Raw genomic sequence first — 14,444 nt, 5'->3', positions numbered from 1 at the left:
GGAGTCTCCGGTGGACCACGCCGGAGGCGTGGGTCTCAACACGCCCTCCCCCAGGGGACCCCAGCGGCGTTGCCGATGCTCGGCATCGCTCGCGCGGGGCGCGTTCACTCCGGCGCTCTCCTCCTCGCAGCCGGACTCGCCCCCGACCTGCTCCGCCGGCCGGGTCCTACGCCACGTCCGGCTCGGCCCGGTGTTCCGCGACCGACAGGGCTGCGAGGGCCGCCGCCACGGCGTGGGCCGCCCCCAGGTCGAGGCGGGCGCTGGTGCCTCGGGCGCGGTGGCGGACCTCCTGGGCAGCCAGCCGGAGGAGCTGCGGCAGCAGGTCGGTGCAGCGCCGCGCCACCCAGCCCGTGCCCGCGGTGGCCAGCCAGCGCAGATTGGCCGACCGGGTGGGCGCGGGCTGCTGCGGCCCGGCCGACGGACCCGCCCCGCCCGTGACCCCCCTCTCCGCGAGCAGCGCGTGGAAGCGGACCGCGAGCTGCCGGTGCCCCCGCTCGCCGGGGTGCAGCCGGTCCGCGCTCCACATCTCCCGCCCGCAGAGCCACTCGCCCCCGGCGGCGTGCAGATGCACGGCCCCGTAACGCTCGGAGAGGGCGTGCACGACCGCGTTGACCGCCCGCTGCCGCCGGGCCAGCGGGTTCGCCAGGGCGCCGGGCAGCCCCAGCATCGCCCCCGGGTCGGGCAGGCACGCCGTGAGCAGGAGCGCACCCCGCTCGGTGAAGGCCGCGTACACCTCGTCCAGCCGGGTGGCCACCGCGTGAATGTCGAAGGTGCGGCGCAGGGTGTCGTTCACCCCGATGACGACGGACACGATGTCCGGCTCCAGGTCGAGTCCGGTTGGCGTCTGCCGTTCCAGTACGTCGCGTGTCTGTGCCCCGCTGACCGCGAGGTTGCTGAACTCGATGGGTGTGTCGCCGAACCCGTCGGCGAGCAGGGCGGCCCAGCCGCGCCACCCGCCGTCCACGGGATCGCCCACGCCCTCGGTCAGCGAGTCACCGAGCGCCACGAACCGCAGCGGTCTCATCCGACACCCTCCGGTACGACGGGCCGCGCGGGCGCCTCTCCGGTGGACGGCACCACCACGTCGTGTGCCGCGAGGAACGCTTCGACCGCGGCAGGCCAGCCGAAGCACTCCGCACGCGCGCGTGCGTTCTCGCGGCGCTCGTGCTCGGGCCGCCCCAGCAGCAGCCGTACGGCGTCCGCGAAGGCCTCTCCGTCGTCGGCCGCGACGGCCCCGGTGGACCCGATCACCTCGGGCAGCGCGGAGGAGGCGCTGACGACCACGGGTGTCCCGCAGGCCATCGCCTCCAGCGCGGCGAGCCCGAACGTCTCCGCGGGCCCGGGCGCCAGGCACACGTCGGCGGATGCCTGGAGCCTGCCCAGCAGTGCCCGGTCCGCGACGTGCCCGAGGAAGGTGACCGGCAGTCCGCGCGCCCGCGCCCGCTGCTCAAGGCGGGCCCGCAGCGGCCCGTCCCCGGCCACCACCAGCCTTGTCCGCTGTCCGCGACGCAGCAGCGCCTCCACGGCGTCCAGTGCCGTGCTGGGCCGCTTCTCGACGGACAGCCGTGAGCACATCGCCAGCAGCACCTCGTCCCCGCGCGCGTGCAGGGCCCGCAGTTCCGGGTCCCGCAGCGACGGGTGCCGCCGTAGCAGGTCGACACCCAGGGGAGCCCGTACGACATTGCGCGCGCCGATCCGCACGAACTCCCGCTCGGCGAACTCGGTGGTGCACACCACTCGCGCGTAGGTGTGTGCCGTACGGACGTTGAGGGCGTCGGCGGCGCGCCGGGAGAGGTACTCCGACAGACCCCAGGTGCGCAGGACGCCGTCGGCGGTCTCGTGGGAGACCATCACAGCGGGGACGCGGGCCCGGCGCGCCCACCTGCCGGTCCACCTGAGAGTCGTCCGGTCGGACACCTCCAGGCGGTCCGGAGCCAGTTCCTCCAGGAGGGCGGATACGCGCCGTTTGTCCGTGAGGACGCGGTAGCCGCCGGTGCCGGGCAGCAGCGGGCCGGGCAGGGTGATCACGCGCCCCTGGTCGGTGTCGCGGTCGCTCGCCCGCTCACCGGGCACGATCAGGACGGGCTCGTGCCCGGCGGCCCGGTAACCGGCGCCCAGTTCGCGCAGCGCGGTGCGCAGCCCGCCCGAGGCGGGGGCGACGAAGTTCGCCAGCCGGACGATGCGCAGCGGCCCGCTCGTCCTGCGCGGTGTCTCGCCGTTCATGCGGCCACCACCGTCCGCGCGGTGAGGATGTCGGCGTAGTGCCCGACGAGTTGGTCGCCGACGGCCGCCCAGGTGCGGCCCTCGACCGTCGCCCGGGCGGCGGCGCCGTAGGCGGCCCGCAGGCCCGGGTCACGGGCCAGGGACCAGACCGCGTCCCGTACGGCGGGCGCGTCGCGCGGCGGGACCAGCAGGCCGGTGCGCCCGTGGGCGACCAGGTCCAGCGGTCCGCCGGCGGCGGGGGCGACGACGGGCACACCGCTCGCCATGGCCTCCTGCACGGTCTGGCAGAAGGTCTCGAAGGGGCCGGTGTGCGCGAAGACGTCCAGCGAGGCGAAGATCCGGGCGAGTTCGTCCCCGGTGCGGCGGCCCAGGAAGACCGCGCCCGGCAGCTGCTCGCGCAGTCCCGGTTCGCTGGGCCCGTCACCCACGACTACGACCCGTACACCGTCCAGGCCACAGACCCCGGAGAGGAGTTCGACCTGCTTCTCGGGGGCGAGCCGGCCGACGTAGCCCACGATCAGCTCGCCGTTGGGGGCGAGTTCGCGGCGGATGGCCTCCTCCCGGAGTTCGGGGCGGAAGCGCACGGTGTCCACCCCGCGCTGCCACAGCTTCACCCGGGGCACTCCGTGCGACTCCAGGTCGTGCAGGGCCGCGCTGGAGGGTGCGAGGGTGAGGTCGGCGGCGGCATGGACGGAGCGGATGCGCCGCCAGGCGGCCGCCTCACCAGCGTGCACATATGTGCGAGCGTATCCGGCCAGGTCGGTCTGGTAGACGGCCACGGCGGGGATGCCGAGCCGGGCGGCGGCGGCCATGCCGCGCACCCCGAGGATGAAGGGGCTGGCCAGGTGGACGATGTCCGCGCGGTGCTCGGTGATCGCGGCGGCGACGCGTCGGCTGGGGAGGGCGACACGGACCTGGGGGTAGCCCGGGAGCGGTAGGGAGGGGACACGGACGACGGGGCACGGCGCCGAGGCGTCGGGCCCGTTCCCGGCGGCGGTGGCCGGGGCGACGACGAGGGGAACGTGACCGCGATCGACGAGGTGCCGGGCGGTCTGGAGCGCGCAGTGGGCCACGCCGTTCACATCAGGGGGAAAGGATTCGGTCACGATGACGACACGCATAAGGGTGTTGTCGCCGTACTGGACGTGCCCGCGTCAACGTCGATCTTTCCGGACGGGGAACGTCCCATGAGCGTTGCGCACCGCTCCCTCGCGGGTCGGCGCGCGTCCACGCGCTCCTGATCCCCGGGTCATCCCCCGTTCATACGGCGGTGCTGTCGGGCCCGATCCGGCTTCGTACCGCCGTCTGGACCTCGGCCTCCTCGGCCGGGTCGGCGGCGAGTCGCCGCAGCTGGTCGACGACCCTGGCGTCACCGGTCTCGGCGTGCCGGGCGGCGACCTCGCGGGTGGTCTCCTCGCAGTCCCACAGGCATTCGACGGCGAAGCCGGCGGCGAAGGACGGGTCGGTGGCGGCGAGGGCCCGGGCGGCCCGGCCGCGCAGATGGGACGAGGCGGTCTCTCGGTAGACGTGCCGCAGCACGGGGGCGGCGCAGACGATGCCGAGCCGTCCCGCGCCGTCCACCAGGGTCCACAGGGTGGGCGCGTCGGGCCCTTCACCCCGTACGGCCTCCCGCAGTGCGCCGAGGACGAGGTCGCTGTCCCGGGTGCCGCCCAGACAGGCCAGCATCCGTCCGGCGGCGGCGCCCAGGGGGTCGGGCCGGTGGACCCACCCGCGCGCGTGGTCGACGGCAGCGATACTGCGCATACGTTCGAATGCATCGACGGCAGCCTCCACAACGGCCGTCGTGCCGTCGGTGACCGCACCCTCGATCAGGTCGAGGGCATCGGGATCATTGCCGTCCGCGAGATAGCGCAGGGCCGTACAGCGGGCACCGTCGCCACCACTGCGGGCCGCCTCCAGGATCTGCGGACGGTCCTCCGGGCCCGCCACAGCCGTCAGGCAGCGCGCGGCGGGCACATGGAGCACGGCGCCGCGGTCGATTCCCTGCTGGGCCCACTCGAAGACCGCCTGCACGCTCCAGCCCGGGCGGGGCCCGGACGGTCGCATCTGGCGTTGCCAGCGGTCGAAGCAGCCGGTCTCCTGCGCGGCACGCACGCGTGTGGAGATCGATTGGCGCGGATCCTCGGCCCACAGCCGCCATGGCCGCGGCTCGAAGGCGTCGCGCACGACCACGGCGAGCTCGGCCTCGCCCTCCGCGTCGGTGCCGAAGCGTGCCAGCACGGGGGCGGCGAGGGCGCGCAGCCCCGCGTCGTCGTCCCTGAGCGCCAGTTCGTCCAGCGCCCAGGCCCAGCTGGTGCCGGTCGCGGCGTACCTGCGCAGCAGGTCGAGTGCGTCCCGCCTGCCGTACGAGGCGAGGTGCCCGAGGACCGCGAGGGCGAGTCCGGTGCGGGACTCGTCGGTATCGAGGACGTCCTCGACGTCGAAGAGATGGGCCTCGATCTCGTCGAGCTCGCCGTGGAGGTCGACATAGAGACGGGCGTAGTAAAGGGAGCGGTTCTCCACCTGCCAGTCGTGGCGGGGGTCGTGGAGCACGCACTGGTTCAGTGCCGCGAGCGCCTCGGCCCGCGGTGCGGTGAGCGCGTGCAGCGTGCCGTCGCCGCGGCCCCTCTGGAGCAGGCCGAGCAGCGTACCGCTGGGCGCTATGACCGGATCGAACATGGGAAACAGCCTCACATCAAGCGTCGACGCAACCGGGATCCTGCTTTACCTGGCCGCGTGACAACACGTCGGAGCGCCCGCCGTTTCCTGCTTGCTGTAGACCATCTTCCTCTGCCTCTCGTAGGTGGGCCCATGCGGACCGCATCACGGCCCGCGCGGTGCGGCAACACCTGCCCAGCCATCGCGTCCGTGAATCACGACGTCATGATGACCCGGCTGTTCAAGCTGCCGCGACCGTATTTCCGGCGGCCCCGTTCCGCCTCCCCCGTTTTCCTTGTCGTAGCTGGTCAGTGTGTACGGCTCAATGCGCGCCGAACAGCTCCAGCACTTCCGTCTTGCCGAACATCCGGGCGGTGTCGACGGCCGAGGGCATGCCCTCGGCCGGGTTGGCGCCACCCTCCAGGAGTGCCTGGATGACGTCCTGCGCACCCTTGAATACGGCCCCGGCGAGCGGGGTCTGGCCCCGGTCGTTCACCCGGTCCCCGTCGGCACCACGCGTGAGGAGCGCCCGGACCGCGCCGGCGTGGCCGTGGTAGGCGGCGAGCATCACCAGGGAGTCGCCGCGGTCGTTGGTGAGGTCGGCCGGGACGCCAGCGTCGACGTACGCCACGAGCGCCTCGGTCTGCCCCTGCCGGGCCAGATCGAAGATCTTCGTCGCCAGCTCCACGACCTCGGGGTCGGGGGCTTCACTCATCGGCCGGACCACCTCTCATGACAACCGTACGGGTGAATCGTCAGAGTACTGGCTCAACAGGCACATGACCCGACACCTCCGCCGCAGAGATCAGCACCCCCGGATGGCACCGAACAGGTCCGCCAACAGGGTGAAATATGCGGAACTTCACTCGATTGCACCTTTTATCGTATGGATACATGCGGTGATCCTGGAAGAACTCATGGTGACTGTCCCCCACCACACCAGGAGATCTCTCATGATCCTCTCCATCTCAGGCGTCGTTCTGCTCGGCATCATCGTCTTCCTCTTCTTCAAGAAGGACGGGCTCAAGGCGTCCCACGCCTTCGTGGCCGCGCTGTTCGGCTTCTATCTCGCGAGCACCGCCATCGCACCGAGCATCAAGGCCGGCGGCGAGAGCCTGGCGGGCCTGCTCGGCGGAATCAAGTTCTGACGCCCCTACCGCCCGCACGTACCTCCAGGAGACAGCAGTGGCCCGGCGCCCCCTTCCCCGCATCCTGAGCAACGGCAGTGCACAGATCGCCCGGAGCCGGGAGCTGGCCCGGACCGCAGCCGACAGCGCCACCGACGTCCTCCATCCGCTGATCACGATCAGCCGTGGTCTTCGCCGGCTGGCTGCGGCGGGGCTGCACAAGTGGGCCGACACGCCCAAGGACAAGCGCGGGCCACTGCTGTTCCTGGTGGCCTCGGTGGTTCTGGTCGTGGCCCTCGTGCCGTACGGGCCGCTGCTCGCCGTCATCTCGGTGATGGCGGCAGCGGCCTGGCACGGCCGGGACCGTGCCCCGGCGGAACCCGAGGGGCCCGACGAGTCCCAGGCCCAGCGCCTCCTGTCCCTGTACGAGGCGCTGGTCCCCTACTTCTCCACCCCCGAAGACCCCGATCCCCTCTATGCCCACGGCGGCGACTGGGCGAAGACCTTTCCGGCGTACGAGTTCGACGGCACCGGCCGCGTCTCGCACCTGGTCGTGCGCTACCCGGCGTACTTCACCGACGGCGAGACAGACTCCCGCGCGCGGATCGAGCAGTTGCTGCACGCCAAGTCGGGCCGGGGCCGCGAGTACCACTTCGCGTGGGACGAGGAGAGCAACCAGCTCACGGTCACGGTCCTGCCGCCCCTCCCCACCGACATCGCCGCGCAACGCTTCGTCACGTCCCCGGGCGAAACGGTGCTCGGCTTCACGGACCCCACCCAGGTGCAGCGCACGCTCCCCCTCAGCCACGGCGAGGAGCAGCGTGACGTACCGCCGGTCGTCTGGCGCACGGGCGCCCGCTCCACCGAGCCGCACCTCCTGGTGTTGGGCGAGCCGGGCAGCGGCACCACGACACTCCTGCGCTCGATCGCCCTCCAGGCCCTCCAGTACGGCGACATCCTGATCGTCGACGGCAGCGGCACCGGCGAGTACGCGTGCCTGACCGGCCGGGACGGCGTCCTGGCCGTCGAGTGCGCCCCGACCGGAGCCCTGGCAAGCCTCGAATGGGCCGCCCAGGAAACAGAACGCCGGCTGATCGCGGCCAACCGCGCCCGCCAGGCCGGTCAACCGCTCCCCGAAGACACCCGACGCCCCCTTTGGCTCCTCCTCGACCGCCCCGGCGCCCTCGCCCACCTGGCCGCCGCCGACGGCCGCCGCGACCTCCAGTCCCTGCTCCAGGTACCCCTTCGACACGGCCGGGCGGCGAACGTGACGGTGGTGCTGGCGGAAGAGTCCGACAGCGCGGACACCCTGAGCGACGCCGTACGACAGCACACACGCGCGCGTGTCGTCCTCGGCCCGGTGTCCCCCGGTCAGCTGGAAGCGGTCCTGGGCGCACCCCCGAACACGACACCGGTCCCGGTCATGCCCCCGGGCCGCGGCTACGCCCGCCTGGGCACGGGCCCGGTCCACCGCCTTCAGGTCCCGGCCACCCCGGACCCCCACGACGACGCGACGAGCGACGCACAGCGCCAGGCGGTACTGGAACTGCTGCCCCCGCGGACAAGTCCGGTGACCCTGGAACCGGTGCCCGTCGAGGCGGCGGTGGCGGCGGAGACTTCCTGAGCTGTCCCCGGATTCCGCGCCGGGGCAGCCACCGCTCTCCGCACTTGCGAGGCGCCGCTACGCCACGAACGTACGGGGAGACTCGGCTCCCCCGGAGCCCCCGCGCGCCACGATCCGCGCCGCCGCAGCCAACCGGACCGCCGCCTCGTCGGCCACCGCTCCCCCCACGGTGAACGGCAACCGCACATATCCCTCGAAGGCGCCGTCGACCCCGAAGCGCGGCCCCGAGGGCACCCGCACCCCCACCCGCTCCCCCGCCTCGGCGAGCCGTGACCCCGACAGCCCCCCCGTACGGACCCACAACGTCAGTCCACCCCTGGGCACCGCGAACTCCCAGTCCGGCAGCTCCCGTCGTACCGCCGCGACCAGTGCGTCCCGGTTGCCCCGGGCCTGTTCGCGCCGCATCGCGACCGCCCGCTCCCAACCACCCGTGCTCAGCAACCAGTTGATGGCCAGCTGTTCGAGCACAGGCGTGCCCAGGTCGGCGTAGGCGCGCGCGGCGACGAGGCTGCGGATGATGTCCGGAGCCGCCCGCACCCAGCCGATGCGCATCCCGGCCCAGAATGCCTTGCTGGCGGAACCCACCGTGATGACCGTCGACCCGGCGGGGTCGAAGCCGCACACCGGGCGGGGCATCTCGACATCCGGTTCGAGCCACAGCTCGGTCATCGTCTCGTCGGCGACGAGCACCGTCCCCGCCGACCGGGCCGCGTCCACGAGTTGGCGTCGCTGGTCCTCGTCGGCGAGCGCACCTGTGGGGTTGTGGAAGTCGGCCACGACGTACGCGATCCGGGGCGCGGCCTCGCGCAGTACCTGGCGCCAGCGGTCCAGGTCCCAGCCGGCGAGCCCCTCGGCCATCGCGACGGGCACGAGCCGGGCGCCCGCCTCCCGCATGAGCTGAAGGATGTTGGCGTACGAGGGCGATTCCACGGCGATGCGCTCGCCCCGGCCGGAGAACAGATGGCAGATGGCGTCTATGGCACCCATCGCGCCGGTCGTCACCATGATCTGTTCGGGCATGGTGGGGATCCCGCGCCCGGTGTAGCGCTCGGCGATCATCGCGCGCAGCGCGGGCAGCCCGGCCGGGTAGTCGCCGTGCGTGTGCGCGTACGGGGGCAGTTCTTCCAGTGCGCCCTGGACGGCACGGGTGAGCCAGGGCTCGGGCGCTGGCAGGGCAGCCGTACCGAGGTCGATCACCGAGCCGAGTGCCTCGGGCGGCAGGGGTTCGAGCCCGCGCGCGGGCAGTGGGTTACCCGCGGGTACAGCGGTCCAGCTGCCCGCGCCGCGCCGGGACTCCAGGAAGCCCTCGGCGCGGAGCGCCTCGTAGGCGGCGGCGACGGTGGTGCGGCTGACGGAGAGGGAGAGGGCCAGTTCCCGTTCGGCGGGAAGACGGGCGGCGACCGGCACCCGGCCTTCCAGCACCAGCAGCCGGATGCCGTCGGCGAGTGAGCGGTAGGCGGGCGGACGGCGGGTGCCGGGACCCGCGGGGCGGTCCTGCTGCGAGGTGAGCAGCCGGGCGAGCTGCGCGGTACCCACCGCCGAAGTCCACTGCACCATGCAGATCAGTCCACCTCTCCAAAATTGGCCATGGATGAGATCCGATGCCAAGCCACAGGGTTTCATGTGCCAGGCCACTACCACCACAGGGGGCAGCTCGTGAGTTCGTTGTCGGCACAGAACCGTTTCGTGCGACGGCTGGTCCAGCTGTACGCCGGCCTCGCGCTGTACGGGGCCAGCTCGGCCCTGCTCGTCGAGTCCGGCCTCGGCCTGGAGCCCTGGGGCGTGCTGCACCAGGGGCTGGCCGAGCTGACCGGGCTGACGATCGGCGTCGTGTCGATCTTCGTGGGCGCGGCCGTGCTGCTCCTGTGGATTCCGCTGCGCCAGCGCCCAGGCCTGGGCACGGTCTCGAACGTCTTCGCGGTCGGCCTCGCCATGGACGCCACCCTCGCCCTGGTCCCCGACGCGGACGCCCTCAGCGCCCGCGTTCCGCTCCTGGCAGCGGGCATCGTCCTCAACGGTGTGGCCACCGGCCTGTACATCGCGGCGAGCTTCGGCCCGGGCCCGCGTGACGGCCTGATGACCGGTCTGCACCGGCGCACGGGCCGCTCGATCCGCCTTGTCCGTACGGCGATCGAGCTGGCGGTGGTGGCGACGGGCTTCGCCCTCGGGGGCACGGTGGGAATCGGTACGGTGCTGTACGCGCTGACGATCGGCCCCCTGGCGCAGTCGTTCCTGCGTGTGTTCGCCACCCCGGCGGCATCGGACGGCAGCACCGTCGTTGCCGCCGGTCAACCGGCAGAGGCGATACTGCGACCGTGACCACGCGGATACCCCATCCCTATCTCGACCATCCCGGACCGATCCCCTTCGCCCACCGGGGCGGGGCTGCGGAGGGGCTGGAGAACACGATGCTCCAGTTCCGGCGGGCGGTCGACGCGGGCTACCGCTATCTGGAGACCGACGTGCACTGCACGGCGGACGGCAGACTCGTCGCCTTCCACGACTCGACGCTGGACCGGGTGACGGACGGCGGCGGCCTGATCGCGGACCTCCCCTGGTCCGACGTACGGCACGCGCGCGTGGCGGGCACCGAACCGGTGCCCCTCTTCGAGGACCTCCTCGAAGCCTTCCCCGAAGCGCGCTGGAACGTCGACGTCAAGGCCGAGGCCGCGCTGCGCCCGCTCCTGGACCTGATCGAGCGCACCGGCTGCTGGGACCGGATCTGTGTCGGTTCCTTCTCCGAGGCGCGGGTGGTGCGCGCCCAGCGGCTGGCCGGTCCGCGTCTGGCGACCTCGTACGGCATCCGTGGCGTCCTCAATCTGCGGCTGCGCTCGTGGGGCATGCCCGTGGGAGTGCGCCGGTCCGCGATCGCGGCCCAGGTGCCGGAGGCCCAGTCCGGCATCCCGGTGGTCGACCGGAGCTTCGTGCGTACCGCCCACGCACGCGGGCTGCACGTCCATGTGTGGACGGTCAATGATCCCGACCGCATGCACCGGCTCCTGGAATGGGGAGTCGATGGCATCATGACCGATCACATCGACACGTTGCGCAAGGTTCTGGAGGACCGGGGCACCTGGTTCTGACGCCCCGCGCGCACCGCCTTCACGGGGAAAGCGAGGGGCACGGGTGGGCACCGACACCGTGCAGAGCGAGGCGGCCGACGAGGCCGCGGGGCGCCGGCGCGAGCAGCGCGGCTGGTATTTCTACGACTGGGCGTGCTCCGTCTACTCGACGAGCGTGCTCACCGTGTTCCTGGGCCCCTATCTGACGTCGGTCGCCAAGGAGGCGGCCGACGCGGACGGGTTCGTACATCCACTGGGCATACCGGTCCGCGCAGGTTCGTTCTTCGCGTACTCGGTGTCCCTGTCGGTCATCGTGGCCGTGCTGATCATGCCCCTCGTGGGCGCCGCCGCCGACCGCACCGGTCGCAAGAAGCCGCTCCTGGGAATCGCCGCCTACGTGGGCGCCACGGCGACCGCGGGCATGTTCTTCCTCGAAGGCGACCGCTATCTGCTCGGCGGGCTGCTGCTGGTCGTCGCCAACGCGGCCCAGTCCGTCTCGATGATGCTCTACAACTCCTACCTCCCCCAGATCGCCCCGGTCGAGGAGCGCGACGCGGTCTCCTCGCGGGGCTGGGCGTTCGGCTACGCGGCGGGCTCGCTGGTCCTCGTCGTCAACCTGGTGCTGTACACGGCCCACGACTCCTTCGGGATCTCGGAGGGCATGGCCGTCCGTATCTGTCTGGCCTCTGCGGGCCTGTGGTGGGGCGCATTCACCCTTGTACCGCTGCGCAGGCTTCGCGACCGCCGGGCCGGCACGGAGGAAGCCGTCGCGAAGGAGGCCACGGCCACCTCTCCGGGGCTGCGGCAGCTCGCGGCGACGGTCCGCGACATGCGCCGCCACCCGCTCACGCTGGCCTTTCTGCTCGCCTACCTCGTTTACAACGACGGCATCCAGACCGTGATCTCGCAGGCCTCGGTGTACGGCTCGGAGGAACTGGGGCTCGACCAGTCGACCCTCATCGGGGCGGTGCTGCTGGTGCAGGTGCTGGCGGTGGCCGGGGCACTCGGGATGGGCCGGCTGGCCCGGGTCTACGGGGCCAAGCGGACAATTCTCGGATCGCTGGTGGCGTGGACGGTGACGCTGGCGGCGGGGTACTTCCTGCCGGCCGGCGCGCCGGTGTGGTTCTTCGTGCTGGCCGCCGGGATCGGCCTGGTCCTCGGCGGCAGCCAGGCCCTGTCCCGGTCACTGTTCTCACATCTGGTACCACCCGGCAAAGAAGCCGAATACTTCTCCGCGTACGAGATGAGCGACCGCGGAATGAGCTGGCTCGGCCCGCTTCTGTTCGGGATCACCTACCAGCTGACGGGAAGCTATCGGGACGCGATCATCTCGCTCGTGATCTTCTTCGTCCTCGGGTTCGCGCTGCTCGCACGGGTGCCGGTGGGACGGGCGATCCGCGAGGCGGGCAATCCCGTTCCCGAAAGGATTTAGCATCGGCGGCCAAAGAGCGGTAGTGTACGCCGTTGGCCTGCCAGGCGGACCGTTACTGCGCGTCAAAGATGACGAAACGCTGGGTGATATCTGCTTGCAGATGTGACAAACCGGGCGCTGGTGGGTACAACAAGGGCGGCTACGACGGCGACGCATGACCCGAAACGGGACACGGGACGGGAATCTTTACCGCCGACCGGACGTTGACCGGATGACGACGACAGCGACACCTGTCCTGTGGGCGACAAGCCCGGGAGGCACGATTCATGAGTGAGCGAGCTCTTCGCGGCACGCGCCTCGTGGTGACCAGCTACGAGACGGACCGCGGCATCGACCTGGCCCCGCGCCAGGCCGTGGAGTACGCATGCGAGAAGGGACATCGTTTTGAGATGCCCTTCTCGGTCGAGGCGGAGATCCCGCCGGAGTGGGAGTGCAAGGTCTGCGGGGCCCAGGCACTCCTCGTGGACGGCGACGGCCCTGAGGAGAAGAAGGCCAAGCCCGCGCGTACGCATTGGGACATGCTGATGGAGCGGCGCACCCGCGAGGAACTCGAAGAGGTCCTCGCGGAGCGACTGGCCGTACTCCGCTCCGGAGCGATGAACATCGCGGTACATCCGCGGGACAGCCGCAAGTCCGCGTAGTCCCTCCGGGGACTGAGCGGCATACAACGCACGCGTGACACCGCGGGTGCCGTACGTGAGTCTGCGTACGGTGCCTGCGGTTTTGCGTTTTTCGGGCTGTGAGTGGGGGCTGCGATGCCTGGGGGTGCACCCCCAGGCATCCGCCGCTCCGCCGGGCTCGTCCTCGAACGCCGGACGGGTCAAGTATTCGTGCCCTCATCCCTGATGACCTCGCCCTGGACCACCTGGCCGTCCGGGCGGTGCATCCTCGCCTGCTGGAAGGCATCACCCAAGGTTCCCTGGGATGCCTCCCTCAGTTTGCGCTCGAAGGTGCGTTCCGCGTAGCGGCTGATCGCCTTCTGGAGCGGGGGGATCAGCAGGAGCAGGCCCACCGCGTCCGAGATCAGGCCGGGCAGCATCAGCAGCAGACCGCCGAGCATCATCAGGCCGTTGCCCTCGCTGCCGCCGGGGCGAGCCGCGCCCGCGGGCGGCATCATGCCGCCCTGCTGCTGTTGCAGCGTCTCCGTGAGGTTGCGGAAGGCCCGGCGGCCGGCCCGTTTGATGACCACGGAGCCGAGCACGAAACCGGCGGCCAGAAGCAGGAAGACCGTGAAGCCGCTTGCGGCGCCGGCGACCACGGTCAGCAGCCAGATCTCCAGCACCAGCCAGGCGGCGATGCCCAGCGGCAGGAACGTGCGCAGCCGGGAACGCCGCGGCCGGGCGGGGTATACGGGGGTCGGTGCGCCAGTCGTCATACGTCCAGTGTGCCTGGGCCGGGCTCAGCACAGGATAAGAGGATGATCAACAGCGCCTGTGAAGTCGTACGGTGTCCCCGGCCGGGGCCGTCAGGGCTTCTGCGTCTTGCCCAGGGCCTTGTTCAGCCGCTCCCCCACGCCCCACGTCGTGACCCGCCACAGCGCCTCGACCAGGATGTCGCGGCTCATCTTCGAGTCGCCGTGTTCGCGCTCGACGAAGGTGATGGGCACCTCGACCACGTGGTAGCCGGCTCTGATCGCGCGGCGGGCCAGGTCGACCTGGAAGCAGTAGCCCTGCGAGGCGACCTCGTCGAGGCCGAGGCCTTCGAGGGTCTCGCGGCGGAAGGCACGGTAGCCGCCGGTGACGTCCCGGATGGGTACGTCGAGCAGGACGCGGGAGTAGAGGCTGCCGCCGCGTGAGATGAGCTCGCGGGTCTTGGGCCAGTTGACCACTCGGCCGCCGGGCACCCAGCGGGAGCCGAGAACCAGGTCGGCGCCCTTGAGGGCGGTCAGCAGACGGGGCAGTTCCTCGGGCTGGTGGGAGCCGTCGGCGTCCATCTCGATCAGGATGCCGTAGCCGTTGTCCATGCCCCAGTGGAAGCCCGCGAGGTAGGCGGCGCCGAGGCCCTCCTTGCCCTTGCGGTGCAGCACCTGGACCTGGTCGTCCTCGGCGGCCAGCTCGTCGGCGAGCTTGCCGGTGCCATCGGGGCTGTTGTCGTCGGCCACGAGAACGTGGGCGTCCGGGACCGCCTCGCGCACCCGGCCGACGATCTTCTTGATGTTCTCCGCCTCGTTGTAGGTCGGAATGATCACCAAGGCCGTGCCGAGCGGGCCGAACCGCCGTCCCTGGGCTTCTGCCGCGAGGGTCCCGTCGCCGTCGTTCACTGCTGCCCCTTCAAGTCCGTACGCAGAGGTCCACCATAGTGGCCGCAGCCTGCACCGA

14 protein-coding genes are annotated in these 14,444 nt (G+C 71.6%); 6 read left to right on the top strand and 8 right to left on the bottom strand.

Features of this window, described 5'->3' with window-relative positions; genetic code table 11:
- Positions 1 to 166: 166 nt before the first annotated feature.
- The 5 genes from RB628_RS03120 to RB628_RS03100 form a co-directional block, all read right to left on the bottom strand.
- The gene (locus RB628_RS03120) at positions 167 to 1,024 is read right to left on the bottom strand and encodes an SGNH/GDSL hydrolase family protein (protein WP_318318683.1); all 858 of its coding nucleotides are present in this window, start codon (positions 1,022 to 1,024) and stop codon (positions 167 to 169) included.
- Entirely contained in the window at positions 1,021 to 2,223 is a 1,203-nt protein-coding gene (locus tag RB628_RS03115; protein WP_318318682.1) for a glycosyltransferase, read from the bottom strand. Before RB628_RS03115 ends, RB628_RS03120 begins: the two co-directional genes overlap by 4 nt.
- Positions 2,220 to 3,344 carry a glycosyltransferase family 1 protein gene (locus RB628_RS03110; protein ID WP_318318681.1) on the bottom strand — a complete coding sequence of 375 codons (1,125 nt, stop codon included), beginning with the start codon at positions 3,342 to 3,344 and terminating at the stop codon, positions 2,220 to 2,222. The genes RB628_RS03115 and RB628_RS03110 overlap by 4 nt, the downstream gene beginning before the upstream one ends.
- A 139-nt stretch (positions 3,345 to 3,483) precedes the next feature.
- Positions 3,484 to 4,902, bottom strand: a complete 1,419-nt coding sequence (locus tag RB628_RS03105) for a HEAT repeat domain-containing protein (protein WP_318318680.1) — start codon at positions 4,900 to 4,902, stop codon at positions 3,484 to 3,486.
- 301 nt (positions 4,903 to 5,203) lie between these two features.
- A complete protein-coding gene (locus tag RB628_RS03100) occupies positions 5,204 to 5,596 on the bottom strand; it encodes an ankyrin repeat domain-containing protein (RefSeq protein WP_318318679.1) in 393 nt (130 codons plus the stop codon).
- 238 nt (positions 5,597 to 5,834) lie between these two features.
- Between RB628_RS03100 and RB628_RS03095 the strand changes: the two genes are divergently transcribed.
- Together RB628_RS03095 and RB628_RS03090 are read left to right on the top strand one after the other, a co-directional pair.
- Positions 5,835 to 6,029: a hypothetical protein gene (locus tag RB628_RS03095; protein ID WP_318318678.1), complete on the top strand. Its 195-nt coding sequence runs from the start codon at positions 5,835 to 5,837 to the stop codon at positions 6,027 to 6,029.
- Between the two features lie 37 nt (positions 6,030 to 6,066).
- Positions 6,067 to 7,632, top strand: a complete 1,566-nt coding sequence (locus RB628_RS03090; RefSeq protein ID WP_318318677.1) for an ATP-binding protein — start codon at positions 6,067 to 6,069, stop codon at positions 7,630 to 7,632.
- Between the two features lie 57 nt (positions 7,633 to 7,689).
- On the opposite strand, the gene RB628_RS03085 is transcribed toward RB628_RS03090, so the two are convergent.
- On the bottom strand, positions 7,690 to 9,189 hold the full coding sequence (locus RB628_RS03085) for a PLP-dependent aminotransferase family protein (RefSeq protein ID WP_318318676.1): 1,500 nt from the start codon (positions 9,187 to 9,189) through the stop codon (positions 7,690 to 7,692).
- Between the two features lie 108 nt (positions 9,190 to 9,297).
- Between RB628_RS03085 and RB628_RS03080 the strand changes: the two genes are divergently transcribed.
- The 4 genes from RB628_RS03080 to RB628_RS03065 all read left to right on the top strand — a co-directional run bounded on the left by RB628_RS03080 (position 9,298) and on the right by RB628_RS03065 (position 12,767).
- Positions 9,298 to 9,951, top strand: a complete 654-nt coding sequence (locus RB628_RS03080) for a hypothetical protein (RefSeq protein WP_318318718.1) — start codon at positions 9,298 to 9,300, stop codon at positions 9,949 to 9,951.
- Positions 9,948 to 10,715, top strand: a complete 768-nt coding sequence (locus RB628_RS03075) for a glycerophosphodiester phosphodiesterase (protein WP_318318675.1) — start codon at positions 9,948 to 9,950, stop codon at positions 10,713 to 10,715. Before RB628_RS03080 ends, RB628_RS03075 begins: the two co-directional genes overlap by 4 nt.
- Before the next feature lie 43 nt (positions 10,716 to 10,758).
- A complete protein-coding gene (locus RB628_RS03070) occupies positions 10,759 to 12,126 on the top strand; it encodes an MFS transporter (RefSeq protein WP_318318674.1) in 1,368 nt (455 codons plus the stop codon).
- Positions 12,127 to 12,392: 266 nt separating this feature from the next.
- Positions 12,393 to 12,767: an RNA polymerase-binding protein RbpA gene (locus RB628_RS03065; RefSeq protein ID WP_030677841.1), complete on the top strand. Its 375-nt coding sequence runs from the start codon at positions 12,393 to 12,395 to the stop codon at positions 12,765 to 12,767.
- A 179-nt stretch (positions 12,768 to 12,946) separates the two neighbouring features.
- On the opposite strand, the gene fxsA is transcribed toward RB628_RS03065, so the two are convergent.
- Both fxsA and RB628_RS03055 read right to left on the bottom strand, forming a co-directional pair.
- The gene (gene fxsA, locus RB628_RS03060) at positions 12,947 to 13,501 is read right to left on the bottom strand and encodes an FxsA family membrane protein (protein ID WP_318318673.1); all 555 of its coding nucleotides are present in this window, start codon (positions 13,499 to 13,501) and stop codon (positions 12,947 to 12,949) included.
- Between the two features lie 90 nt (positions 13,502 to 13,591).
- Entirely contained in the window at positions 13,592 to 14,386 is a 795-nt protein-coding gene (locus RB628_RS03055) for a polyprenol monophosphomannose synthase (protein ID WP_318318672.1), read from the bottom strand.
- Positions 14,387 to 14,444 lie beyond the last annotated feature (58 nt).

This window comes from Streptomyces sp. ADMS, from assembly GCF_033441795.1.
GTDB lineage: Bacteria > Actinomycetota > Actinomycetes > Streptomycetales > Streptomycetaceae > Streptomyces.
Note: the sequence above shows the minus strand (reverse complement) of the source record. Positions and strands in the feature narration are given on the sequence as shown.

Excerpts from the sequence above, each read along its gene's own strand:
- RB628_RS03115 (WP_318318682.1), bottom strand. The coding sequence starts at position 2,223 with ATGAACGGCGAGACACCGCGCAGGACGAGCGGGCCGCTGCGCATCGTC.
- RB628_RS03105 (WP_318318680.1), bottom strand. The coding sequence starts at position 4,902 with ATGTTCGATCCGGTCATAGCGCCCAGCGGTACGCTGCTCGGCCTGCTC.
- RB628_RS03110 (WP_318318681.1), bottom strand. The coding sequence starts at position 3,344 with ATGCGTGTCGTCATCGTGACCGAATCCTTTCCCCCTGATGTGAACGGC.
- RB628_RS03095 (WP_318318678.1), top strand. The coding sequence starts at position 5,835 with ATGATCCTCTCCATCTCAGGCGTCGTTCTGCTCGGCATCATCGTCTTC.
- RB628_RS03085 (WP_318318676.1), bottom strand. The coding sequence starts at position 9,189 with ATGGTGCAGTGGACTTCGGCGGTGGGTACCGCGCAGCTCGCCCGGCTG.
- RB628_RS03065 (WP_030677841.1), top strand. The coding sequence starts at position 12,393 with ATGAGTGAGCGAGCTCTTCGCGGCACGCGCCTCGTGGTGACCAGCTAC.
- RB628_RS03100 (WP_318318679.1), bottom strand. The coding sequence starts at position 5,596 with ATGAGTGAAGCCCCCGACCCCGAGGTCGTGGAGCTGGCGACGAAGATC.
- fxsA (WP_318318673.1), bottom strand. The coding sequence starts at position 13,501 with ATGACGACTGGCGCACCGACCCCCGTATACCCCGCCCGGCCGCGGCGT.
- RB628_RS03120 (WP_318318683.1), bottom strand. The coding sequence starts at position 1,024 with ATGAGACCGCTGCGGTTCGTGGCGCTCGGTGACTCGCTGACCGAGGGC.